This is a genomic window from Nostocoides japonicum T1-X7, from assembly GCF_001046855.1.
GTDB lineage: Bacteria > Actinomycetota > Actinomycetes > Actinomycetales > Dermatophilaceae > Nostocoides > Nostocoides japonicum.
Window position 1 is genome coordinate 1,883,902 of the sequence record NZ_HF570958.1, and the last position, 22,204, is coordinate 1,906,105.

Consider the following 22,204-nt stretch of genomic DNA (forward strand, 5'->3'; position numbering starts at 1 on the left):
GAAGCCGCCCGGCAGGTGTGAGGTTTCCGTGGTCGAACTCGCCCGGTGACCACGACAACCCCGCACGTGCCGAGAAGTGTCCCGGCAGGTGTGAGGTTTCCGTGGTCGAACTCGCCCGGCGACCACGACAACCCCGCACATGCCGAGAAGACGTCGTCCATCGAGCCGGGCGACGACGACAACTCGGCACGTGCGGAGGAGGTCACCGCAGGTGCCGAGAAGACGTCGTCCATCGGGCCGGGCGACGACAACAACTCGGCACGTGCGGAGGACGGAAGGTGGGCGAGAGTCAGCCGCCGATGGCGGACATGGCGCGGTCGGGCTGGTGGAAGCCCGCGAGCCCGATCTCGTGGCCACGCTCCTTGCGCCACATCTCGCCGCGGATGATCCGGGCCAGGTCCTCGTCGCTCGCGCCCTCACGGAGCGGGCCGCGCAGGTCGGACTCGCTGTGGGCGAACAGGCAGTTGCGGACCTGCCCGTCGGCGGTGAGCCGCACCCGGTCGCAGGCGGCGCAGAACGGCGCGGTGACGCTCGGGATGACGCCGACGGTCGCCGGCCCGCCGTCGACGCAGAACAGCTCGGCCGGCGCGCTCCCCCGGGCGCTGCTCGGCAGCGGCGTGAGGTCGAAGCGCATCGAGAGGCGGTCGAGGATCTCGGCTCGGGAGACGAGGCGGTCGGCACGCCACTCGTGTCCCGCGTCGAGGGGCATCTGCTCGATGAACCGCAGCTGGAGCCCCCGGTCGAGGCACCACTGGAGCAGGTTCGGCACGCCGCCGTCGTTGATCCCCCGCATGACGACGGCGTTGATCTTCACGGGGGTCAGCCCGGCGCGCACCGCGGCGGCGATCCCGTCGAGGACCTGGGGCAGCCGGTCGCGTCGGGTCAGCGCGGCGAAGTCCTCCCGGTCGACGCTGTCGAGGCTGACGTTGACCCTGTCGAGGCCGGCGTCCGCGAGCCGGGCCGCGACCTTGTCCAGACCGATGCCGTTGGTCGTGAGGGCGGTTCGCGGGCGAGGCGCGATCTCGGCGACCCGGCGGAGGACGTCCGCGAGGCCGGGCCGCAGCAGCGGCTCGCCGCCGGTGAACCGGACCTGCTCGACGCCGAGCGCGACGAAGACCCGGACGAGCCGGACGACCTCGTCGTCGGTGAGGAGCGCGGCCCGCGGGAGCCACGGCATACCCTCCGCGGGCATGCAGTACGTGCAGCGCAGGTTGCACTTGTCGGTGAGGGAGACCCGCAGGTCGCGCGCGATCCGCCCGAAGCGGTCGACGAGGCCGTCGGTGCCCGCGGGCGCGTCGGGCGCGCGCCGCAGCCGGGGCATTCCGAGGTCCGTCATCGACCCAGCCTATGTCTCGACGGGGGTGCTGCGGGAGCGACCCCGCATACCGGGTTAGCGTGTGGCAGTGCTCCGGCTGGTCTTCACGAGGCGGTGGCTCACGGCGCTGGCCGTCGCCACCCTCTTCGCGATCGCCGCCTACTACCTCGGCGTGTGGCAGTACGGCAAGTACGAGGCGAAGGCCGCCCGCAACGCCGTCATCCACGCGCACTACGCGGCCGATCCGGTCCCGGTCGCCTCGATCCTGCCGGGCGACGCGCTCCTCACAAAGAGCCAGGACTGGACGCGGGTCAGGGAGACCGGCACGTATGCCGACCTGCCGCAGCTTCTCGTCCGCAACCGGGTCAAGGGCAGCGCGCCCGGCTACGAGGTCGTCGCGGCGTTCACGATGAAGGACGGCCGGACCATCGCCGTCGACCGGGGCTGGGTCGGTCTCAGCGACAAGGGTGCCGCCGCCGAGCCCGACGTCCCGCCCACCCCGACGGGCCCGGTGACCGTCACCGGGTGGCTCCGCCAGGGCGAGAAGAGCGACCACCGCAGGATGCCGACCGACCAGCTCGCGACGCTCGACCTCGGCGAGGCCTCCCGGCAGTGGGAGGTCCCGGTCGTCGGCGCCTACCTCAACCTGCAGACCGAGCGCCTCGCGAGCGGGATGGAACCACCACGTCCACTGCCTCTCGATCCGCCGGACACCGACCTCGGCGTCAACCAGGCGTATGCCTACCAGTGGTGGCTGTTCATGGTATGCGGCTTCGGGCTGGTCTATCTCGGCATCCGGCGGGACTACCGCGAGCTGCATCCCGAGCTCGTCGCGGCGCGGCCGAAGAAGGTCAGGATCTGGGACGAGGAGGACGAGTAGCCGGGCCCCGCCGCAGCCGCGTCCGCCGGCCCGTCAGGCCGGGTGGGGCTCGACCTCGGCCTCCTCGGCGAACTGCGTGCGGTAGAGGTCGGCGTAGAGGCCACCGCGGGCGAGGAGCTCGACATGGCTGCCCTGCTCGACGATCCGTCCGCCGTCGACGACGAGGAGCCGGTCGGCGTGCCGCACCGTCGAGAGGCGGTGGGCGATGACGATCGAGGTGCGGTCCTCCAGGGCCGCGTCGAGGGCCTTCTGGACGGCGGCCTCGGACTCGCTGTCGAGATGGGCGGTCGCCTCGTCGAGGACGACCAGGCCCGGCCCTTTGAGGAGCAGCCGGGCGATGGCCAGCCGCTGCTTCTCGCCGCCGGACAGCCGATGTCCCCGGTCGCCGACGACGGTGTCGAGACCCGCCGGCAGGGATTCCACGAGCGGCCACACCTGGGCGGCCCGCAGCGCCGACTCCAGCTGTCCAGGGGTCGCCGACGGGTCGGCATACAGGAGGTTGGCGCGGATCGTGTCGTGGAACAGGTGCGCCTCCTGCGTCACGACGCCCACGCGCTGGTGGAGCGAGGCGAACGTCGCGTCGCGCAGGTCGACGCCGTTGACGCGGACCGTGCCGGACGTCGGGTCGTACAGGCGCGCGACGAGAGAGGCGATCGTCGTCTTGCCGGCGCCGCTCGGGCCGACGAGCGCGACCATCGACCCGGGCTCGACCGTGAACGAGATGTCGTGGAGGATGTCGCCGCTCCCCCGCCGATCACCCGTGGCGTTCGCCTCGAGGGAGGCGAGCGAGACCTCGTCGGCCGACGGGTACCGGAACGACACGTCGGCCACCTCGACGTGGACCGGCGCGTCGGGGATCTCGACGGCGTCGGCACGCTCCTCGACGAGCGGCGGCAGGTCGAGGACCTCGAAGACCCGCTCGAAGGAGACGAGCGCCGTCATGACGTCGACGCGGACGTTCGACAGGGCGGTCAGCGGTGCGTAGAGCCGCGCGAGGAGGGCCGAGAGCGCGAGCAGCGTACCGACGGTCAGGACGCCGCGCACCGCCATGACGCCGCCGAAGCCGTAGACCATCGCCGTCGCGAGCGAGGCGACGAGGGCGAGGGCGACGAAGAAGACCGACCGGTTGACGGCGAGCCGGATCCCCACGTCGCGGACCGACGCGGCGTGGCCGGCATACTCGCGGTCCTCCCGCTCACCCTCGCCGAAGAGCTTGACGAGCAGGGCGCCGGCGACGTTGAACCGCTCGCTCATCTGGGCGCCCATGTCGGCGTTGAGGACCATCTGCCGGTGCGTGAGGCCGGCGAGGCGACGCCCGATGACCCGGGCCGGGACGAGGAACAGCGGGACGAGGACGAAGGCGCCGACCGTCAGCTGCCAGGACAGGGACGCCATGGCGACGACGATGACGACGAGGCCGATCGCGTTGCCCACGAGGTTCTGCAGGACGGAGGTGAAGGCCTGCTGGGCCCCGATGACGTCACTGTTGAGACGCGTGACGAGGGCCCCGGTCTGGGCGCGTGTGAAGAAGGCGATCGGCTGCCGCAGGACGTGGGAGAACACCTCGGTCCGCAGGTCGTAGATGAGCCCCTCGCCGATCCGCGCCGAGAACCATCGCTCGACGAGGGTGAGGCCCGCGTCGGCGAGCGCGATGACCGCGACGAGCATGGCGAGCCGGACGACGACGCCCGCGTCCTGCGGGATGACGCCGTCGTCGACGAGGTGCTGGAGGATGAGCGGCGAGGCGACGACGAGCACCGAGTCGACGACGGTGAGGGCCAGGAAGACGGCGATGGGCCCCTTGTAGGCCGCGGCATACGACATGACACGGCGACGCGTCCCCGGGGCGAGATGGTGGTCCCGCACCGAGGAGTCCCGGGTCATGGAGCTCATGACCATCCAGCCGTTGGCGCTCACGGTTGAACTCAACCATCGGCCGCCGACAGGGATTCCCCGGGACGGTCGGTATGCCGGGCCCGCACCTCGGGTGGACGCGATCCAGGGGCTCCTGCGGGAGCAGGTGGGGACCGTCAGGCGAGGGCGACGAGATCGCGGTAGTCCGCGCCCCACAGGTCCTCGACCCCGTCGGGGAGGAGGAGGATCCGCTCCGGCTCGAGCGCGTCGACCGCGCCCTCGTCGTGGGTGACGAGGACGACGGCCCCCTTGTACGTCCGCAGGGCACCGAGGATCTCGGCGCGGGACGCCGGGTCGAGGTTGTTCGTCGGCTCGTCGAGGAGGAGAACGTTGGCCGACGACACGACGAGCAGGGCGAGCGACAGGCGGGTCTTCTCGCCTCCCGAGAGGACACCGGCCGGCTTGTCGACGTCGTCGCCGCTGAAGAGGAAGGAGCCGAGCACCTTGCGGACCTCGGTCTCGCCGAGGTCCGGAGCCGCCGTCTTCATGTTCTCCAGGACGGTCCGGTGGACGTCGAGGTTCTCGTGCTCCTGGGCGTAGTAGCCGATCTTCAGCCCGTGGCCCGGCTCGACCTCGCCGGTGTCGGGGTCGTCGACGCCGGCGAGGATCCGCAGCAGCGTCGTCTTGCCCGCGCCGTTGAGCCCGAGGACGACGACGCGCGAGCCGCGGTCGATGGCGAGGTCCACGTCGGTGAAGATCTCCAGCGAGCCGTATGCCCGCGACAGGCCGCTCCCCCGCAGCGGCGTCCGTCCGCAGGGGGCCGGGTCCGGGAAGCGCAGCCGCGCGACCTTGTCGTGGACGCGCTCGGCCTCCAGACCGGAGAGCAGCCGTTCCGCGCGGCGCGCCATGTTCTGTGCGGCGACCGTCTTCGTCGCCTTCGCCCGCATCTTGTCGGCCTGCGCCATGAGCGCGGCCGCCTTCTTCTCCGCGTTGGCCCGCTCCCGGCGGCGGCGGCGCTCGTCGGTCTCCCGCTGGGCCAGGTACGCCTTCCACCCGAGGTTGTAGACGTCGAGCTCGGCCCGGTTCGCGTCGAGGTGGAAGACCCGGTTGACGACGGCGTCGAGGAGGTCGACGTCGTGCGAGATGACGACGAGACCCCCCTTGTATGCCTTGAGGTAGTCCCGCAGCCACGCGATCGAGTCCGCGTCGAGGTGGTTCGTCGGCTCGTCGAGCAGGAGCGTCTGGGCGCCGGAGAAGAGGATCCGGGACAGCTCGACCCGGCGGCGCTGGCCCCCGGAGAGGGTGAGCAGCTCCTGGTCGAGGATGCGCTCGGGGAGCCCGAGAGCCGAGGAGATGGACGCCGCCTCCGACTCCGCGGCATACCCCCCGGCGGCCGTGAACTCGGCGTCGAGACGGGCATACCGGCGCATCGCCCGCTCCTGACCCTCGCCGGACTCCGACGCCATCGCCGACTCCGCACGCCGCAGGTCCCGCACGATGACGTCGAGGCCGCGGGCGGACAGGATGCGGTCGCGTGCCGTGACGTGGAGGTCGCCGGTGCGCGGGTCCTGGGGCAGGTAGCCCACTGCCCCGCTCACCGTGACCGAGCCGGCCGCCGGCTGACCCTCGCCGGCGAGCACCTTCGTCAACGTCGTCTTTCCGGCCCCGTTGCGGCCCACGAGACCCACGCGGTCCCCCGGCGCGATCCGGAACGTCGCGTCGTCGAGGAGGAGGCGCGAGCCCGCGCGCAGCTCGACGGCGGCAGCGGAGATCACGGTCGGTTCCTTCGGGCGGGAGGGGATAGGGCGGACGGTGGCGCCACGCCGGTCTCGACCCAGTGTAGTGCCGGCCCGGCGACGCCCGACGCGGCTACTGTGAGGCACGCGGTCGCGGCACCGGCCGTCGCGGACTCCAGGAGGGACCGATGAGCTTCAACGAGAATGCGCGCCTCGACACCTCGCAGGTCGAGACCGGCGGCGGAGGCGGCGGCCCCGGCGGCCTGGTCGTCGGCGGCGGCATCGGCGGCATCGTGCTCGTCGTCCTCGCCCTCATCTTCGGGATCAACCCCGGGGACATCACCGGGTCCGGGGCGATCCCCACCGGCCAGAGCACCGTGGAGAACGGGAGCGGGTCGGCCCTCGCCGCGCAGTGCCAGAGCGGCGCCGACGCGAACCGGAGCTCGACGTGCCTCGTCGTGGGCACCGTCAACTCCGTCCAGGACTACTGGGCCCAGGAGCTGCCGAAGTACGGCCGGACCTACACGCCCGCGAAGACCGTCCTCTACAGCGGCGCCACGCAGTCGGCGTGCGGCACCGCCTCGAACCAGGTCGGCCCCTTCTACTGCCCGCTCGACAAGAAGGTCTACATCGACGCGTCGTTCTTCCAGATCCTCCAGAGCCAGTACGGCAGCTCGGGCGGCCAGCTCGCCCAGGAGTACGTCGTCGCGCACGAGTACGGCCACCACATCCAGGACGAGCTGGGCCTCCTCGACCGGGCCCAGCAGGACCCCCAGGGCGCCCAGAGCGGCTCGGTGCGCATCGAGCTGATGGCGGACTGCCTCGCCGGCGTCTGGGCCAACCACGCGGCGACGACGAAGGACGCGTCCGGCCAGACCTATCTCAAGCCGCTGACGAGCCAGGACATCAAGGACGCGCTGTCCGCGGCATCCGCCGTCGGCGACGACTCCATCCAGCGGAAGGCTCAGGGGCGGGTGACCCAGGAGAACTGGACACACGGCTCGTCGGCCGCCCGGCAGCACTGGTTCACGACGGGGTACCGCACCGGCGATCTCAACCAGTGCGACACCTTCGCCGTCCAGGACGTGGAGAACCCGGGCTGAGGTGGCCGAACAGGCCCACCATGGGGGTATGCCCGCGCGCCCCCGCCGCCTCGCGCTCGTGTCCATGCACACCTCCCCCACGGACACCCCCGGCACGGGCGATGCCGGAGGGATGAACGTCTATCTTGCCTCGGTCGCCGGCCCCCTTGTCGCAGAAGGGTTCTCGGTCGACCTCGTCACCCGTCGCGTCGGCCCCGAGCAGCCGGCCGTCGAGGAGCTGCCCTCGGGTGCGCGGCTCGTCCGCATCGAGGCGGGTCCGCCCGAGGATCTGTCCAAGGGCCGGCTCGAGCACCACGTCGAGGAGTTCGCCGCCGGGCTCGCCGACGTCGCCGCATACGACCTCGTCCACTCGCACTACTGGCTCTCCGGGGTCGCCGGGCTCGCCGTCGCCCGCGCCCTCGGCGTCCCCCACGTCCTCAGCCTGCACACGGTCGCCGCCCTGAAGAATGCGACCCTGGCCCCCGGGGACGAGCCGGAGCCGCACCGCCGGCTGCGCTGGGAGCGGGACCTCGCGCGGGCGTCCGCGGCGACCGTCGCGGCGACCCGTGCCGAGGCCCGGGCCATCTGCGAGTACTACGGCATCGACCCGGCGGAGGTCGACGTCGTGACGCCGGGTGTCGACCACGCCGTCTTCACCCCGAGCGGGCCGGGACCGACCGGGGCCGCCGGCGACCTCCTCGCGCAGGGCAGGCCCTACCTTCTCGTGGCGGCCCGGATGCAGCCGCTCAAGGGGCAGGACGTGGCCGTGGAGGCCCTCGCCCGCCTCGACCCGGTGACCCGCCCGGCCCTCGTCCTCACCGGCGAGGCGAGCCCGGGGCACGAGGCGTACCGCGAGCGCGTCCTGCGCCGGGTGCGGGAGCTCGGTCTCACACAGGATGTCGTCACGGTGTCCGCCGTCCCGCGTCCCGAGCTCGCCGCCCTCTTCCGCGGCGCCACGCTGCTGCTCGTCCCGTCGCGATCGGAGACCTTCGGCCTGGTGACCGTCGAGGCGGCGGCGAGCGGGCTCCCGACGGTCGCGGCGCGCGTCGGCGGTCTCGCGGAGGCCGTGAGCGACGGGGTCTCCGGCATCCTCGTCGACGGCCACGACCCCGGCGCCTGGGCGGCGGCCATCGAGGACCTCCTCGCGGACCCAGTCCGGTATGCCGCCCTGTCGGCGACCGCCCTCGGCTACGCCGCCGAGTTCTCCTGGACGGCCGTCGCGGCTCGTCTCGCGGCGCGGTACCGCAGCCTCGTCGGTGCGTCATGAGCGTGCTCGGTATGCCGGTGCGCCGGGTCCTCCTCGTCCACGCCCACCCCGACGACGAGACCCTCGCGACGGGCGCCACCGCCGCCCGGCTCGCCGCGGACGGGGTCGAGGTGTGGCTGCTCACCGCGACCCGCGGCGAGCAGGGGGAGCTGGTCCCCGGCACGGTCCCCGAGGGCGTCGACGTCGTGACGCACCGGGAGGGCGAGCTCGCGTCGGCGCTCGCCGCGCTCGGCATCGTCCGGCAGCTCTGGCTCGGGCACGGGCCGGCCCGGGCCGAGGGGCTCGATCCCCGGCGGTACGCCGACTCGGGAATGGTGTGGGGACCCGACGGACGGGCCGCTCCCGCGCCCGACGTGGCGGCCGACGCCTTGACGCAGGCGCCTCTCGAGGAGGTGACCGACGACGTCGCCGCGCTGCTCGATGACGAGGACTTCGACGCCGTCGTGTCCTATGACGACGGGGGTGGGTACGGGCATCCCGACCACGTCCGCGTCCATGACGCGACGCTCGCCGCCGCGCGACGCGCGGGGATCCCCTACTTCGCCGTTCTCTCGCCCGCCCACGACGGCTCGCCGCCCCCGAGCGACGGGGTCCTCACCGTGGACGCCGGCGACCTGCGCGACCGGCTCCTCGCGGCCCGCCGGGCGCACGCGAGCCAGGTCACCGTCGTCGACGACGACCACATCCGGCACGTCGGCGGTCAGCTCCAGCGCCTGCCCGCGGTCGAGCACCTCCTCCGGATCGACCCTCCGGTCGGCTGAGTCCCGCCAGTCGATGGGCCGCGGCACCGTGCACCGGTCGACGACCCACGGACACCCAATGCCGCTCCGGCCTCGTGCTGGTCGTGCTCGAGCCGCCCGCACCTCTCGCGGTAGCGGCGCCATCGGGTGTCCGTCGGCCCCACCGACAGGCAATCTGAAGAGCACGCTGTCCCATCGGTCGACCACCGGCCCTGTCCTCGGAGTGCCCTTCTCCGCACTCCTAGGGTCGTGGCGTCTGCAGCTGGCTCTTCAACGCGCCGAGGTCCATTGACGTCCAGTGTTCGATGAGCATGCCGTCGGCGACTCGGAAGATGTCGATGAACTCGAACTCGACCGTGTTGCCGGTCGGCGCCAGGCCCCAGAGCTCTCCGCGATGGGTGCCGCGCAGCGTCTTGCGCGTGCTGACCAGATCACCCTCGGCGATCTGCTCGTCGATCTCCATGCGCGCGTCCGGGAAGGCACGCAACAGCTGCCCGTAGAACGCCTGGAAGCCACTGGCGGGCCGTTCGCCGCTGGGTATGACCCGCCCCTCGGGCCGGTAGTGGTTCACGAACCGGGGATGGAAGACCTCGTCGGCGAAGCCCAGGTCGTGCTGATCCTGACAACGCCGGACGAACTCGGACACCACTCGCTTGTTGTCGTCGGTGGACATTGGCACCATCCCGGTCCGGCAGCGAGGATCTGGCCAATCTACTCGGGGCGAGTCCTCCTCGGCGGTGGCACACGTCCAGCGCCGGTCGTCGAGCGGCTGTGGGACGCGGGGCCTTCGCGCCTACCATGCCCCTGTGGTCACCCGGATCCCGATCTCGGTCGCAGCCCTCGTGCGCGACGGCCGGGTGCTGTTGGTGCATCGCCATCCATGTCGTCAGTGGTATCCCGACTGCTGGGACCTTGCCGGCGGGCATGTCGAGCCGGGAGAGTCGCCTCTCCAGGCAGTCAGCCGTGAATGCCTCGAAGAGCTCGGCGTCCACGTCCGCGATCCTCGCTCCATCCCGATGAGGTTCAGTGACCCCTCCCTCGAGATGCACGCATTCCTCGTCACGCGGTGGGACGGGGAACTCCGCAACGCCGCGCCCGAGGAGCATGACGATCTTCGCTGGTTCCGACCCGACGAGCTCACCGGCTTGAGGATGGCCGACCCCGCCAGCCTGCCGAGCGTGGTGAGTGCGGTTCAGATCGCCACGGGATAGCCGCGACGAACGCACGGCGTCGTGCAGCACGCAGCGCAGCGGCTCGGCCGGGATGTGACGTGGCGGACGGGCGTCCACGCAGTGCCGCCAGCCTGAGACGGCAATGACCTCGATCAGGTCATCGAGGCCCATGAAATGGGCGGCATGGCGCGTGGAGAGCTGCGCGTCATGCGCGTGTGCCGTGGCGGCAACGAGCAGGTCGATGAACCGGCGCCGTAGTTGGCGGCCGGCTTCGACCACGGCCGCTGCGAGGCGGCCGTAGCTGACCGCGACGGCGTCGTCGACGCCCACGGTTCGCGGAGCTCATCGTCAACCAGGTCCCGATCTCGCTCCCAATCGGGGTCCGCGGGTCCACTGAACAGGTCCTCGATGTGCGTCCAGGGCCTCCACCGTGTCGGCCTTGCCGGCACCAGCCGGGCGCTGGGGCGGCCGCAGACGGTGATGGTGACCTCGGCGCCAAAGGGCACGTCTACGGGGCCAGCAGAACCGCGCACGCCGTCGAGATCAGCGGACCGAGAATGGCGATGCTCGATTGCAGGTCGAGCCACATGCCCGGGCCGATACCGAGCACCGTGGCCAACCGGGCACGTTGTTCCAACGCCTGCAGAAGCTGGGTGGCATCGACCGGATCCTCTACCTTCGCCGGCAAGGGAAACATCGCCTGCGTCAACATCTCAGAGACTCGCCGCAACGTGAGGTAGGCCGGCGTGTAGACGGCTGCCACCAGAGCCGAACCGATGGCGCCGAAAATGACGACGACTCCGGACACCTCCAGCTCTGAGACCGACCGGCCACCCGTCAAGGCTTGCTGGCGCACCGTGACAGCGGCGCCGAGTGAAAGCGTCGTCAACGCGACCAACGAACCCGATGCGAACAGCACCCTCCTCGTGCTTCGCATCACCAGGAGGAATGCGGTGAGACGGCCCGGCACGTCCTTCGCATCGTTCCACCCACCCTCCCCCACAGCCTGCAGCACCGTCAGCGCTGGCACCGCCGCCGCAAGGGAGGCTGCAACGAGTGCGGTTCCACGCGGATCCCGGGATGATCCGATGACCGGCCCGACGGCGAGACTGCATCCGACGACGGCAACCACCAGCCCAGCGCATCCCAAGACCCGCCACGGCGTGAAGACTACGCCCACCCGACGGCCAGCAGCCACTCCTACGTGGAGGACCACGCAGTTGGCCACAGCGGTACCCAGGACCAGACAGGCCCACACAGGAAACGCGGCTGCAGTCCGCAGGTCGGACGTCTCTATCACCCAAACAGCTACCCCGAAGAACGCCAGCCCGGTCAGCACAGCGCCAGCGACGCCGGCTCGGAGGCTCCAGGATCGGCACACCCTCCACATAGTGGCCGATCACGGATTCGGCGGCCAGCGCGCCGAGTCGGACTCGTTGCGGGGGCCGGCCCGCCTCAGCGGAGTCATCCCCTCAGGTGCCGGATGAAGAACCTCGCTGCGTCCTCGCCGGCGAAGGGTGGGACACCGGTGTGGCCGCCCAGGTTGGCGAGCAGGGTCTTCTGCGTGGAGCCGAATGCGTCGAACAGCTCCAGCGCCCGCTGACGGTCGTTGCCTTCGTCGTCCCACTGCAGGAGGACGTGCAGCGGGATGGTGACCAGGCGGGCCTCCTCGATCATGGCGCGGGGCACGAAGCTCCCGGCGAACAGGCCGGCGGCGACGATGCGCGGCTCGGCCACCGCCAGCCGGATGCCGATCGAGATCACTCCTCCGCTGTAGCCGACCGGGCCGCCGACGTCCGGCAGGGCCAGGAGTGCGTCGAGGGCCTGCTGCCATTCCGGGGCCGCCGTCTCGACCAGGGGCAGGATGAGCCGGTCGATGAGCTCATCGTGGACGGGCCGGCCCGATGCCAGGACCTCGCGTACTTCGGCGCGAGCCTGCCCGGTGACGGCCAAAGGGGCTCGGTCACCGCTGCCGGGCAGTTCGAGGGTGGCCGAAGCGAAGCCGTGTGCCGCGCAGCTGCGGGCCCGGTCCACCAGCCGGGGGTACATCCCGGGCAGTCCGCCGGGGTGGCCGAGGAGAATCAGCGGACACGGTGTGGGCGCGGAGGTCGGGGTCCACAGGATGCCGGGGACCTCGCCGAGGGTGAACTCCCGCTGCAGGACCTCGTCGTCGAGGCGCTGCTCGGAGGTGAAGCGCATGGTTGGTGCCTTTCGAGAGTGCTCATGAGTGGCGCTCCCGGCCGAACCCTGGCGGCCGGGCGAGGCAGGGCCGCGACGCTGCCTGTCACCCGTCGTCGCGAAGGGTGTCCAGCAGGTCCGCGAAGGCCGCGGCCCGCGCCCGCTGCTGGACGTGCTCGAAGGCCCGGACGATCTCGCCGTCCCGGTCGTCCTCGCCGGCGGGGGTCGGGTCGGCCTCGCCGACCTCAGCGGCGCCGGACTCCGCCCAGCGCGCGACGACGGCGACCGCATCCGCCGCAGCGGACCCTGCCTCCCGCACCCGTTGCGCCCGCTCCTGCCCCTCGGCGAAGACCTCTGCGCGGGCCGCGGCCTCGACGATGCTGACGACCTCGCCGGCAAGATGCTCGGCCGTCGTGTCCGGATCGGTGCTCGACGCGGCATGATGCTTCCGCCAGCCGGCGAGATACTCGCCGGCGTTCTGCGCAGCGGCCTCGATGAGGACGAGCCGCTGCTCGGGCGTAGTGGACATGGCGCTCTCCCCTGTGGTTCGTCGTCTGCCGCAGCCCACGCTAGTGCCGGGTCCGCTCCTCGATGGTGACCCTGACGGCGTGCGCGCGCTCGACGGCGCGGTGGAGCACCGAGGCGTTGGGATCGGGAACGTCGCCGAGGTCGCGGCGCGGCAGGTCCGACAGGTATGCGAGCCGCCGGTCCCGCAGGACGTCGGCCACCAGGAGCCGGTCGCCGCCGGTGACCAGACCCGCCGGCGAGCGTGCCGCCGCCGGGGCCTCGGACAGGAGGCGGAGGAGGTGACCGGCGACGGCGCCCACGAGAGCGTCGGCCTGGTTGGCGCGCCGCCGGGCGAAGCGCTGCTGTGACCAGCCCCCCGCGGCGGTCCGCGACTGGACGTAGCGCGAGCCCACCTTGTGGGCGAGGAGGCTGTCTCCGGAGGAGAGCCCCACGGCATACCCACCGCGCCGCACGAGGATCACGGCGACGGGATCCACGTCGAAGCGCTCGAGCGCCACGACCCGCTGAGGGGGGTCGGGATCGGCGTTGTTCTCGTGGAAGCGCAGGCGCCACGCGTCGAGGCGGCCGGGCGCGACCTCGACGACGCGCCGGCTCACGTCAGCTCGGGTGGGACGGGGAGGCTCAGATGTTGAACCCGAGGGCGCGCAGCTGGTCGCGACCGTCCTCGGTGATCTTGTCCGGGCCCCACGGCGGCATCCACACCCAGTTGATCCGGTGGGACTCGACGAGGCCCTCGAGCGCCTGCGCGGCCTGGTCCTCGATGACGTCGGTCAGCGGGCAGGCCGCCGAGGTGAGGGTCATGTCGATGATGGCGTGGCCGGCCGGGTCGACGGTGATGCCGTAGATGAGGCCGAGGTCGACGACGTTGATGCCGAGCTCGGGGTCGACGACATCGCGCAGTGCCTCCTCGACATCGGCGACGTTGGCGGGGAGGGCCTGGGTCTCAGACATGCGACTCCTTCGGGATCTCGGCTCCGGCTTGGTTCAACGCGTCGGTGAAGGCCATCCATCCCAGCAGCGCGCACTTGACGCGAGCGGGGTACTTGGCGACGCCGGCGAGGGCGACGCCGTCGCCGACGATGTCCTCGTCGCCCGGGTCCGCGCCCTTCGAGGTGAGCATCGCGCGCATCGACTCGGTGGTCCGCAGCGCCTCGGTGAGCGGCCGGCCGGTGACCTGCTCGGCGAGGATCGAGGCGGAGGCGATGCTGATCGAGCAGCCGAGGCTGTCGTAGGACACGTCCTCCACGACATCGCCGGCGAGCCGGATGCGGAGCGTCACCTCGTCGCCGCACGTGGGGTTCACGTGGTGGACCTCGGCGTCGAACGGCTCACGCAGCCCGGCCCGCCGTGGTCGCTTGCTGTGCTCGAGGATGAGCTCCTGGTAGAGGTCCATCAGCTGGCCAGCCCGAACACCTCGGGGACGCGGTCGAGCGCGGTGAGCATCGTGTCGATCTCGTCCGGCGTCGTGTACACGGCCAGGGTCGCCCGCGTCGTCGCGGCGATCCCGAAGCGGCGGTGGAGCGGCCACGCGCAGTGGTGCCCGACCCGCACGGCGACACCGGAGTCGTCGAGGACCTGGCCGACGTCGTGGGCATGGACGCCCTCGACGACGAACGCGACGGTCCCGCCCCGGTCCTCCAGGTCGGTGGGTCCGACGACCCGGACCCACGACCGCTCGGCGAGGCCGGCGAGCAGCCGCTCGGTGAGCGCATGCTCGTGGGCCGTCACGCGGTCCATCCCGATCCGCTCGAGGTAGTCGACGGCGGCCGCGAGCCCGACGGCCTGGGCCGCGACGGGAACGCCGGCCTCGAATCGCTGCGGGGGCGCGGCATACGTGCTGCCCTCCATCCGCACGGTCTCGATCATCGACCCCCCGGTGAGGAACGCCGGCATCTCCTCGAGGAGCCCGGAGCGGCCCCAGAGGACCCCGATCCCCATCGGTCCGAGCATCTTGTGCCCGGAGAAGGCGAGGAGGTCGACCCCGAGGTCCGCGACGTCGACCGGCAGGTGGGGCACGGACTGGCATGCGTCGAGGACGACCGTCGCCCCGACGGCGTGACCCGCGTCGGCCAGGCGCCGCACCGGGTTGACCGTGCCGAGGACGTTGGACGCGTGGGTGAACGCGAAGACCTTCGTCCGCTCGGTCAGGAGGGCTGGGAGGGCATCGAGGTCGAGCCGCCCCTCGTCCGTCACGGGGACCCAGCGCAGCGTGGCCCCCGTGCGGCGGCACAGCTCCTGCCACGGGACGAGGTTCGCGTGGTGCTCCATCTCCGTGATGAGCACCTCGTCGCCCGGCCCGAGCCGCAGGCGCGAGCCGAGCGGCGCGTTCGAGAAGGCATACGCGGCGAGGTTGAGCGACTCGGTGGCGTTCTTGGTGAAGACGATCTCCTGCGCGGGGGCGCCGACGAACCTCCCGATCCGTGCCCGGGCGTCCTCGTATGCCTCGGTGCCCTCCTCCGACAGCTGGTGGGCGCCGCGGTGGACCGCCGAGTTGAGGCGGGTGTAGAAGTCCCGCTCGGCGTCGAGGACGGCGACCGGCTTGTGCGACGTCGCGCCGGAGTCGAGGTACACCAACGGGTTCCCGTTCCGGACGGTGCGGGTGAGGATCGGGAAGTCGGCGCGCAGCGCGGCCAGCTCCTCGGGAGCGAGGTCGCGTGCGCTCGTGTCGTGGCTCGGCATACCGGGGTCCGTGGGACAGGCCTCAGGCGGGGGTGAGGAAGCGGTCGTAGCCCTCGTCCTCGAGCCGGTCGGCGAGCTCGGGGCCGCCCTCCTCGGCGATCCGGCCGTCGACGAACACGTGGACGAAGTCCGGCGTGATGTAGCGCAGGATCCGCGTGTAGTGGGTGATGAGGAGGAGGCCGACGTCGCTCGTGGCCTTGACGCGGTTGACCCCCTCGGACACGATCCGCAGCGCGTCGACGTCGAGGCCCGAGTCGGTCTCGTCGAGGATCGCGATCTTGGGCCGGAGCAGCTCCATCTGGAGGATCTCGTGGCGCTTCTTCTCCCCGCCGGAGAAGCCCTCGTTGACGTTGCGCTCGGCGAACTCGGGGTCCATCCGCAGGTTGGCCATCGCGCCCTTGACGTCCTTGACCCAGGTGCGCAGCTTCGGGGACTGCCCGTCGATGGCCGTCTTCGCGGTCCGCAGGAAGTTGGAGACGGTGACGCCGGGGACCTCGACGGGGTACTGCATGGCGAGGAAGAGGCCGGCGCGGGCGCGCTCGTCGACGCTCATCGCGAGGACGTCCTCGCCGTCGAGGGTGACCGAGCCGCTCGTCACCCGGTAGCGCGGGTGGCCCGCGAGGGAGTAGGCGAGGGTCGACTTGCCGGACCCGTTGGGGCCCATGATGGCGTGCGTCTCGCCGGAGCGGACGGTGAGGTCGACGCCGCGGAGGATCTCCTTGGAGCCGTCCTCGACCTCGACACTGACGTGGAGGCCGCTGATCTCGAGGGTGGACATGTCTCTCAACTCTCGTTGGTCGGGTGGGCGACGGAGACGAGGACGTCGTCGCCGTCGAGACGGACGGGGTAGACGGCGACCGGGCGGGTCGCGGGCGGACCGGTGGGCTCGCCGGTGAGGAGCGAGAACCGCGAGCCGTGCAGCCAGCACTCGATGGTGCAGCCGTCGACCTCGCCCTCGGACAGTGAGACGTTCGCGTGCGAGCACGTGTCGTCGATGGCGTGGACCTCGCGCTCGCCGGTGCGCACCATGCACACCCGGTGGCCCTCGATCTCGGCCAGCGCCGGCTCGCCGAGGCTCAGCTCGCCGATGGCGCAGACGCGCAGGAAGGTCTCGTCGATCTCGACGCTCATCCGTCGGCCTCCGTCTGCGGCGTCGCGCCGAGCTCGCGGTCGATGGCGGCCATGATCCGCTCGACGATCTCCGGCACGCCGATGCGCTGGACGATGCTCGCGAAGAAGCCGCGGACGACGAGGCGGCGCGCCGTGTCCTCGGGGATGCCCCGGGCCTGGAGGTAGAACAGCTGCTCGTCGTCGAACCGCCCGGTGGCGCTCGCGTGCCCCGCCCCCTCGATCTGGCCCGTCTCGATCTCGAGGTTGGGGACCGAGTCGGCCCGCGCCCCGTCGGTGAGGACGAGGTTGCGGTTCAGCTCGTAGGTGTTCGTGCCCCCGGCACTGGCCCGGATGAGGACGTCGCCGACCCAGACGGTGTGCGCCCCGTCGCCCTGGAGGGCTCCCTTGTATGCGACGTCGGAGCGGCAGTTCGGCGGCTCGTGGTCGACGAAGAGGCGGTGCTCGAGGTGCTGCCCGGCGTCGGCGAAGTACACGCCGAGGCCCTCGAAGGACCCGCCGGTCCCGGAGTACAGGACGTTGGTGGAGATCCGCACGATCGCACCGCCGAGGGTGACGACGATGTGCCGCAGGCTCGCGTCGCGGCCGATCCGGGCGTCGTGCTGGGCGACGTGGAGCGAGTCGTCGTCCCACTCCTGAACGCTGACGAGGGTCAGCTCGGCGCCGTCCTCGACGTCGATCTCCACGTTCGCGCCGCACCGCACGGAGCCGGCATGCGCGACGACGACGACGGAGCGGCTGTGCGCGCCGGCGGAGATCGCGAGGTGACCGTTGAGCCGCGCCTTGTCGTGCCCGGTCACGCGCAGGACGGCCGGCTCGGCCGGTGCCGCCCCCGGCGCGACGGCGAGGCTCGTCATGACGGACGCGCTCTCCCAGGCGACGGCGGACGCGCGGTCGGCCGGGATGCCGACGCCGAGCCCGACGCTCCCGGGGGTGCCGTGGCTCACGGTCACCCCGTCGGGTGTGTCCGCGGTGACGGTCACGCCGTCACGGTCGTCCGGCCCGACCTCGAAAAGGGGCCGGAGCCGGTCGACCGGCGTGAATCGCCAGTCCTCCTCGCGGCCGTTGGGGACGGTGAAGTCCGCGACGGCGTACGACCTCTTCCGCTCGGCGCGGGACTGGTCGGGGACGAAGGCCGCGCCGGAGTCGGTGTGGGCGCCGACGAGCACGGGTCCCTGGGTCTTGTCGGCCAGCAGGCTCATCAGCCGACGGCTCCTTCCATCTGCAGCTCGATGAGCCGGTTCAGCTCGAGGGCGTACTCCATGGGCAGCTCGCGCGCGATCGGCTCGACGAAGCCGCGGACGATCATCGCCATCGCCTCCTCCTCGGTGAGGCCGCGCGAGCGCAGGTAGAACAGCTGGTCCTCGCTCACCTTGGACACCGTCGCCTCGTGGCCCATCTGGACGTCGTCCTCGCGGACGTCGACGTAGGGGTAGGTGTCGGAGCGGCTGATCTCGTCGACGAGGAGGGCGTCGCATACGACGTTGCTCTTGCTGCCGTGCGACCCCTCGAGGATCTGCACGAGCCCCCGGTAGGAGGTCCGGCCACCGCCGCGGGCGACCGACTTGGAGATGATCGTGCTGCTCGTGTTCGGCGCGGCGTGGACCATCTTGGAGCCGGCGTCCTGGTGCTGGCCCTCGCCGGCGAAGGCGATGGACAGCGTCTCGCCGCGGGCGTGCTCGCCGAGGAGGAAGACGGCCGGGTACTTCATCGTCACCTTGGAGCCGATGTTGCCGTCGATCCACTCCATCGTCGCGCCCTCGTCGCAGGTCGCCCGCTTCGTCACGAGGTTGTAGACGTTGTTCGACCAGTTCTGGATCGTCGTGTAGCGGACCCGGGCGTTCTTCTTCACGATGATCTCGACGACGGCGCTGTGCAGGCTGTCGCTCTTGTAGATCGGCGCGGTGCAGCCCTCGACGTAGTGCACGTAGGAGCCCTCGTCGGCGATGATGAGCGTCCGCTCGAACTGGCCCATGTTCTCGGTGTTGATCCGGAAGTAGGCCTGGAGCGGGATCTCGACGTGGACGTTCGGCGGGACGTAGACGAACGAGCCACCTGACCACACCGCCGTGTTGAGCGAGGCGAACTTGTTGTCGCCGGGCGGGATCACGCTGCCGAAGTACTCGCGGAAGATGTCCTCGTGCTCGCGCAGCCCGGTGTCGGTGTCGAGGAAGATGACGCCCTGGGACTCCAGGTCCTCGCGGATCTGGTGGTAGACGACCTCGGACTCGTACTGCGCCGCGACGCCGGCGACGAGGCGCTGCTTCTCGGCCTCGGGGATGCCGAGCCGGTCGTAGGTGTTCCTGATGTCCTCGGGCAGCTCGTCCCAGGAGGTCGCCTGCTTCTCGGTGGACTTCACGAAGTACTTGATGTTCTGGAAGTCGATGCCCGTGAGGTCGCTCCCCCACGTCGGCATCGGCTTCTTCTCGAAGAGGCGCAGCGCCTTCAGGCGCAGGTCGGTCATCCACTGCGGCTCGGACTTGCGCGTCGAGATGTCGCGGACGACGTCGGGGCTCAGCCCACGCCGGGCGGAGGCGCCCGCCTCGTCGCGGTCGGCCCAGCCGAACTGGTACCTGCCGATGTCCTTCAGGCCGGGGTTGAGCTCTTCGATGTGGGAGGTCATCGCGTGGACCTTTCCGTGGCTGGAGCGGTGGTCGGGACGAACGTGGTGCAGACGTGGTCGCCGTGGGCGAGGGTGGCGAGGCGCTGGACGTGGACGCCGAGCAGCCGCGAGAACGCCTCCGTCTCGGCCTCGCACAGCTGCGGGAACTCTGCGGCGACGTGGTGTACCGGACAGTGTCCCTGGCACAGCTGTATGCCGGGGAGCGGGGTGGCGTCGTCGCCGTGACCCACGGGGCGGGCCGAGGCGGCGAAGCCGTCCAGCGTCAGCGCCTCGGTCAGGGCAACCACCCGCTGGGGCAGGTCATTCCCCGCGGCGCCGACCCGGTCCGCATACCGGTCCTCGAGGTCGGCCGACCGCCGCTCGGCGAACGCCGTGACCGCGTCCGGGCCGGCCGTCTCCGCGAGGAACCGGAGGGCCTGTCCCGCGAGGTGGTCGTAGTCGGAGACCAGCGAGCGGTGCCCGGTGTCGGTGAGGACGTAGGCCTTCGCCGGCCGGCCGCGACCACGGGGGCCGGCGGCCTCCCGTGCGTCGACGAGTCCGTCGGCGGCGAGGTTGTCGAGGTGCCGGCGGACCGCGGTCGGCGTGAGGCCGAGGTCCGAGGCGAGGACCGCCGTCGTGACGGGGCCGTGCTCGCTGATGGTGCGCAGCACCCGGTCGCGGGTGCGCGACTCGTGGCTGTCGGCGGGCTCGGGACCTGTCGTCGCCGGGTCGGCCGGTCTGCGGACCGGAATAAGCACACATCGATGTTAGATAAATACCCCCTTCGGGGAAAGCAAGGCGGACCTAACCTGGATCCATGCCCGAGTTCGCCTGGTCCAACATGTTCGTCACCCCACAGGACGACCCGAGGTCCGGTGGGCACTTCGCCGACGAGCGCGCGCTGCTCACCGGCTACCTGCGTGACCACCGCCTCACCCTCGAGCTCAAGTGTGCCGGCCTGTCACCCGAGCAGCTGGCCCTCCGCTCCGTCCCGCCGTCCACGATGTCGCTGCTCGGTCTCGTCCGACACCTGGCCAACGTCGAGGCCGGCTGGTTCCGCGGCGTCATGGCCGGGCAGGAGGGCCGGGTGCGGCCGTTCCGGCACGGCGACGACCGCGACGAGGAGTGGCGCGGCGCGGTCGGCGAGCAGGCGGCCGTCGACGAGGCGTGGTCCCGGTGGCGCGAGGAGGTCGCCTTCGCCGATGCCTGGACCGCGGAGCACGACCTGCTGACCCGCGGCGCCCGCGACGAGGAGCTGACGCTGCGCGAGCTGCTGCTCCACCTCATCGAGGAGTATGCGCGGCACAACGGTCACGCGGACCTCCTCCGAGAGCGGATCGACGGTCGGGTGGGCCAGTAGACGAACCAGCCCGTGGAACGGCCCGTCACCGGCACCGACCGGGCCTCGGGCGGCGTGCCGGCCCGGCCTAGGATGATCCATCGTGCCCGCTGTCGACATCGCCGTGGAGGTGGACGACCTGCGCTGCTCCTACGGTGCGGTCCACGCGGTGGACGGGGCGTCGTGGAGCGCCTCCGGGGGCACGGTGACCGCCGTCCTCGGCCCGAACGGCGCCGGGAAGACGACGATGGTCGAGATCCTCGAGGGGCTGCGCCGGCGCGACTCCGGCACCGTGCGCGTCCTCGGGACGGATCCGTACCGCGCCGGCCCCGAGCACCGGGCCCGCGTCGGCGTCATGCTCCAGGACGGCGGGCTGCCCACCCGGGCCAAGCCCGTCCCGCTCCTGCGTCACCTCGCGCGGATGTATGCCGACCCCGCCGACGTCGCGAGCCTCGCCGAGCGGCTCGGCATCGACGCGTTCGCGGCGACGATGACGCGTCGGCTGTCCGGCGGCCAGCGCCAGCGCCTCGCCCTCGCCGCGGCCCTCGTCGGCCGTCCGGCCGTCCTCTTCCTCGACGAGCCGACGGCGGGCCTCGACCCGCACGGGCGCCTCGACGTCTGGGACCTCGTCCGGGAGGAGTCCTCGCGGGGGGCCTCCGTCGTCGTGACGACCCACTCCTTCGAGGAGGCCGAGCGGGTGGCCGACCGCGTCGTCATCATCGCCGGTGGCCGCGTCGCGGCGGCCGGCGCCACGGCCGAGCTGACCTCCGGGGGCTCCCTGGAGGAGCTCTACTTCTCCCTCACCGGACGGCATACCCGATGAGTCTCGCCGCTCCCCCGCGCCAGCGGATCCTCGCCCAGGCCGGGTTCGAGACCCGCACCCTTCTCGCCAACGGGGAGCAGCTCCTCGTCGCCGTCGTCCTCCCCGCACTCGCCCTGCTCGGCCTCGCGCTGGCGAGCGCGCCCGACCTCGGCCCGGGACGCCGGGTCGACGTCGCGACACCCGGTGTCCTCGCCCTCGCGGTCATCTCGACGGCCTTCACCGGCCAGGCGATCGCGACCGGCTTCGACCGTCGGTCGGGCATGCTGCGCCTGCTCGGCACGACTCCCCTCGGGCGCGACGGGCTGCTCGCCGGACGGTTCCTCGGCGTCCTCGTCGTCGAGGGCCTCCAGGTCGTCATCCTCGGGGGCATCGGACTGGCCCTCGGCTGGCGTCCGGACGCCGCCGGCCTGCCCCTCGCGGTCCTCTGGCTGCTGCTCGGCACGGCGACCTTCGTCGCGCTCGCCCTCCTCCTCGCCGGCACCCTGCGGGCCGAGGGCGTCCTCGCCATCGCGAACCTCCTGTGGGTCCTCATGCTCGGGCTCGGGGTCCTCCTGCCGATCGACCGGCTGCCGACGGCGCTCGGGGCCGTCGCGCGGTGCACTCCCGGCGGGGCGCTCGGCGAGCTGGTCCGCGCCGCGACCCAGGGCCTCGCGACCCCGTGGTGGGGCGTCGGCGTCCTCCTCGGCTGGCTCGTCCTCGGCACGGCCGGCGCCCTGCGCTGGTTCCGTTGGAGCGACTGACCGGAAGGACCGGCCCCGGCGCGGACGGCTCGCCCACGACGGGCTCGTACGCTGTGGGGGTGACTGCGACGAGCGACACCGCGCCCGAGTCGGCGCCGCCGAACCCGTCGAGCGGCCCCGCGGACCCGACCGGCCCGCCGG

At 71.9% G+C, this 22,204-nt stretch carries 24 protein-coding genes; 8 read left to right on the forward strand and 16 right to left on the reverse strand.

Annotated elements, in window-relative coordinates; genetic code table 11:
• Positions 1-289 precede the first annotated feature (289 nt).
• Positions 290-1,336, reverse strand: coding sequence for a GTP 3',8-cyclase MoaA (moaA, locus tag BN12_RS08435; protein WP_083454508.1), 1,047 nt, complete (start codon positions 1,334-1,336; stop codon positions 290-292).
• Between the two features lie 67 nt (positions 1,337-1,403).
• Between moaA and BN12_RS08440 the strand changes: the two genes are divergently transcribed.
• Entirely contained in the window at positions 1,404-2,195 is a 792-nt protein-coding gene (locus BN12_RS08440) for an SURF1 family cytochrome oxidase biogenesis protein (protein ID WP_083454509.1), read from the forward strand.
• A 33-nt stretch (positions 2,196-2,228) separates the two neighbouring features.
• Here the strand turns inward: BN12_RS08440 and BN12_RS08445 are convergent, their stop codons facing one another.
• Positions 2,229-4,094 carry an ABC transporter ATP-binding protein gene (locus BN12_RS08445; protein WP_048556144.1) on the reverse strand — a complete coding sequence of 622 codons (1,866 nt, stop codon included), beginning with the start codon at positions 4,092-4,094 and terminating at the stop codon, positions 2,229-2,231.
• A 131-nt stretch (positions 4,095-4,225) separates the two neighbouring features.
• The gene (locus BN12_RS08450) at positions 4,226-5,824 is read right to left on the reverse strand and encodes an ABC-F family ATP-binding cassette domain-containing protein (protein WP_048551644.1); all 1,599 of its coding nucleotides are present in this window, start codon (positions 5,822-5,824) and stop codon (positions 4,226-4,228) included.
• A gap of 149 nt (positions 5,825-5,973) precedes the next feature.
• Between BN12_RS08450 and ypfJ the strand changes: the two genes are divergently transcribed.
• From ypfJ to BN12_RS08465, 3 genes are read left to right on the forward strand one after another with little or no spacing between them, the layout of a single operon-like run.
• Entirely contained in the window at positions 5,974-6,888 is a 915-nt protein-coding gene (ypfJ, locus tag BN12_RS08455; RefSeq protein ID WP_048551645.1) for a KPN_02809 family neutral zinc metallopeptidase, read from the forward strand.
• A 28-nt stretch (positions 6,889-6,916) separates the two neighbouring features.
• Positions 6,917-8,134 (forward strand): glycosyltransferase, encoded by a 1,218-nt coding sequence (locus tag BN12_RS08460; protein ID WP_048551646.1) that lies wholly within the window; start codon positions 6,917-6,919, stop codon positions 8,132-8,134.
• Complete coding sequence (locus tag BN12_RS08465) at positions 8,131-8,895, forward strand: PIG-L deacetylase family protein (RefSeq protein WP_083454510.1); 765 nt, start codon at positions 8,131-8,133, stop codon at positions 8,893-8,895. The genes BN12_RS08460 and BN12_RS08465 overlap by 4 nt, the downstream gene beginning before the upstream one ends.
• A gap of 220 nt (positions 8,896-9,115) precedes the next feature.
• On the opposite strand, the gene BN12_RS23375 is transcribed toward BN12_RS08465, so the two are convergent.
• Entirely contained in the window at positions 9,116-9,547 is a 432-nt protein-coding gene (locus BN12_RS23375) for an ester cyclase (protein WP_053079983.1), read from the reverse strand.
• A gap of 133 nt (positions 9,548-9,680) precedes the next feature.
• Between BN12_RS23375 and BN12_RS08475 the strand changes: the two genes are divergently transcribed.
• Complete coding sequence (locus BN12_RS08475) at positions 9,681-10,085, forward strand: NUDIX domain-containing protein (RefSeq protein WP_048551649.1); 405 nt, start codon at positions 9,681-9,683, stop codon at positions 10,083-10,085.
• Positions 10,086-10,554: 469 nt separating this feature from the next.
• Here BN12_RS08475 and BN12_RS08480 read toward each other — a convergent pair whose 3' ends face one another.
• From BN12_RS08480 to BN12_RS08535, 12 genes are all read right to left on the reverse strand, one after another.
• On the reverse strand, positions 10,555-11,178 hold the full coding sequence (locus BN12_RS08480; protein ID WP_157635414.1) for a hypothetical protein: 624 nt from the start codon (positions 11,176-11,178) through the stop codon (positions 10,555-10,557).
• Positions 11,179-11,510: 332 nt separating this feature from the next.
• Positions 11,511-12,245 carry a hypothetical protein gene (locus BN12_RS08485; RefSeq protein ID WP_048551653.1) on the reverse strand — a complete coding sequence of 245 codons (735 nt, stop codon included), beginning with the start codon at positions 12,243-12,245 and terminating at the stop codon, positions 11,511-11,513.
• 85 nt (positions 12,246-12,330) lie between these two features.
• Positions 12,331-12,753: a hypothetical protein gene (locus tag BN12_RS08490; protein WP_048551655.1), complete on the reverse strand. Its 423-nt coding sequence runs from the start codon at positions 12,751-12,753 to the stop codon at positions 12,331-12,333.
• A 40-nt stretch (positions 12,754-12,793) separates the two neighbouring features.
• The gene (locus BN12_RS08495) at positions 12,794-13,348 is read right to left on the reverse strand and encodes an acVLRF1 family peptidyl-tRNA hydrolase (RefSeq protein ID WP_048551658.1); all 555 of its coding nucleotides are present in this window, start codon (positions 13,346-13,348) and stop codon (positions 12,794-12,796) included.
• 25 nt (positions 13,349-13,373) lie between these two features.
• Positions 13,374-13,703, reverse strand: coding sequence for a metal-sulfur cluster assembly factor (locus BN12_RS08500; RefSeq protein ID WP_048551668.1), 330 nt, complete (start codon positions 13,701-13,703; stop codon positions 13,374-13,376).
• Positions 13,696-14,145, reverse strand: coding sequence for a Fe-S cluster assembly sulfur transfer protein SufU (sufU, locus tag BN12_RS08505; RefSeq protein WP_048551670.1), 450 nt, complete (start codon positions 14,143-14,145; stop codon positions 13,696-13,698). The genes BN12_RS08500 and sufU overlap by 8 nt, the downstream gene beginning before the upstream one ends.
• Positions 14,145-15,431, reverse strand: coding sequence for a SufS family cysteine desulfurase (locus BN12_RS08510; protein WP_048551672.1), 1,287 nt, complete (start codon positions 15,429-15,431; stop codon positions 14,145-14,147). The genes sufU and BN12_RS08510 overlap by 1 nt, the downstream gene beginning before the upstream one ends.
• A 22-nt stretch (positions 15,432-15,453) precedes the next feature.
• Complete coding sequence (gene sufC / locus BN12_RS08515) at positions 15,454-16,209, reverse strand: Fe-S cluster assembly ATPase SufC (protein ID WP_048551674.1); 756 nt, start codon at positions 16,207-16,209, stop codon at positions 15,454-15,456.
• A gap of 5 nt (positions 16,210-16,214) precedes the next feature.
• Positions 16,215-16,562 carry a non-heme iron oxygenase ferredoxin subunit gene (locus tag BN12_RS08520; RefSeq protein ID WP_048551678.1) on the reverse strand — a complete coding sequence of 116 codons (348 nt, stop codon included), beginning with the start codon at positions 16,560-16,562 and terminating at the stop codon, positions 16,215-16,217.
• Complete coding sequence (sufD, locus tag BN12_RS08525; RefSeq protein ID WP_048551679.1) at positions 16,559-17,761, reverse strand: Fe-S cluster assembly protein SufD; 1,203 nt, start codon at positions 17,759-17,761, stop codon at positions 16,559-16,561. Before sufD ends, BN12_RS08520 begins: the two co-directional genes overlap by 4 nt.
• Positions 17,761-19,182, reverse strand: coding sequence for a Fe-S cluster assembly protein SufB (gene sufB / locus BN12_RS08530; RefSeq protein WP_048551681.1), 1,422 nt, complete (start codon positions 19,180-19,182; stop codon positions 17,761-17,763). Before sufB ends, sufD begins: the two co-directional genes overlap by 1 nt.
• Positions 19,179-19,919: a helix-turn-helix transcriptional regulator gene (locus BN12_RS08535; RefSeq protein ID WP_327152643.1), complete on the reverse strand. Its 741-nt coding sequence runs from the start codon at positions 19,917-19,919 to the stop codon at positions 19,179-19,181. Before BN12_RS08535 ends, sufB begins: the two co-directional genes overlap by 4 nt.
• Positions 19,920-19,978: 59 nt before the next feature.
• Here BN12_RS08535 and BN12_RS08540 point away from each other — a divergent pair, with 59 nt between their 5' ends.
• The 3 genes from BN12_RS08540 to BN12_RS08550 all read left to right on the forward strand — a co-directional run bounded on the left by BN12_RS08540 (position 19,979) and on the right by BN12_RS08550 (position 22,063).
• On the forward strand, positions 19,979-20,521 hold the full coding sequence (locus BN12_RS08540) for a DinB family protein (RefSeq protein ID WP_048551684.1): 543 nt from the start codon (positions 19,979-19,981) through the stop codon (positions 20,519-20,521).
• Between the two features lie 82 nt (positions 20,522-20,603).
• The gene (locus BN12_RS08545) at positions 20,604-21,323 is read left to right on the forward strand and encodes an ABC transporter ATP-binding protein (RefSeq protein WP_048551686.1); all 720 of its coding nucleotides are present in this window, start codon (positions 20,604-20,606) and stop codon (positions 21,321-21,323) included.
• On the forward strand, positions 21,320-22,063 hold the full coding sequence (locus BN12_RS08550; protein ID WP_048551689.1) for an ABC transporter permease: 744 nt from the start codon (positions 21,320-21,322) through the stop codon (positions 22,061-22,063). Before BN12_RS08545 ends, BN12_RS08550 begins: the two co-directional genes overlap by 4 nt.
• The last annotated feature ends 141 nt before the right edge of the window (positions 22,064-22,204 follow it).

Bases quoted from the DNA above. Each gene is read 5' to 3' on its own strand.
- moaA (WP_083454508.1), bottom strand. From the start codon at position 1,336: ATGACGGACCTCGGAATGCCCCGGCTGCGGCGCGCGCCCGACGCGCCC.
- BN12_RS08445 (WP_048556144.1), bottom strand. From the start codon at position 4,094: ATGGTCATGAGCTCCATGACCCGGGACTCCTCGGTGCGGGACCACCAT.
- ypfJ (WP_048551645.1), top strand. From the start codon at position 5,974: ATGAGCTTCAACGAGAATGCGCGCCTCGACACCTCGCAGGTCGAGACC.
- BN12_RS08460 (WP_048551646.1), top strand. From the start codon at position 6,917: ATGCCCGCGCGCCCCCGCCGCCTCGCGCTCGTGTCCATGCACACCTCC.
- BN12_RS08465 (WP_083454510.1), top strand. From the start codon at position 8,131: ATGAGCGTGCTCGGTATGCCGGTGCGCCGGGTCCTCCTCGTCCACGCC.
- BN12_RS23375 (WP_053079983.1), bottom strand. From the start codon at position 9,547: ATGTCCACCGACGACAACAAGCGAGTGGTGTCCGAGTTCGTCCGGCGT.
- BN12_RS08485 (WP_048551653.1), bottom strand. From the start codon at position 12,245: ATGCGCTTCACCTCCGAGCAGCGCCTCGACGACGAGGTCCTGCAGCGG.
- BN12_RS08490 (WP_048551655.1), bottom strand. From the start codon at position 12,753: ATGTCCACTACGCCCGAGCAGCGGCTCGTCCTCATCGAGGCCGCTGCG.
- BN12_RS08500 (WP_048551668.1), bottom strand. From the start codon at position 13,703: ATGTCTGAGACCCAGGCCCTCCCCGCCAACGTCGCCGATGTCGAGGAG.
- sufU (WP_048551670.1), bottom strand. From the start codon at position 14,145: ATGGACCTCTACCAGGAGCTCATCCTCGAGCACAGCAAGCGACCACGG.
- BN12_RS08510 (WP_048551672.1), bottom strand. From the start codon at position 15,431: ATGCCGAGCCACGACACGAGCGCACGCGACCTCGCTCCCGAGGAGCTG.
- sufC (WP_048551674.1), bottom strand. From the start codon at position 16,209: ATGTCCACCCTCGAGATCAGCGGCCTCCACGTCAGTGTCGAGGTCGAG.
- BN12_RS08520 (WP_048551678.1), bottom strand. From the start codon at position 16,562: ATGAGCGTCGAGATCGACGAGACCTTCCTGCGCGTCTGCGCCATCGGC.
- sufD (WP_048551679.1), bottom strand. From the start codon at position 17,761: ATGAGCCTGCTGGCCGACAAGACCCAGGGACCCGTGCTCGTCGGCGCC.
- sufB (WP_048551681.1), bottom strand. From the start codon at position 19,182: ATGACCTCCCACATCGAAGAGCTCAACCCCGGCCTGAAGGACATCGGC.
- BN12_RS08540 (WP_048551684.1), top strand. From the start codon at position 19,979: ATGCCCGAGTTCGCCTGGTCCAACATGTTCGTCACCCCACAGGACGAC.
- BN12_RS08550 (WP_048551689.1), top strand. From the start codon at position 21,320: ATGAGTCTCGCCGCTCCCCCGCGCCAGCGGATCCTCGCCCAGGCCGGG.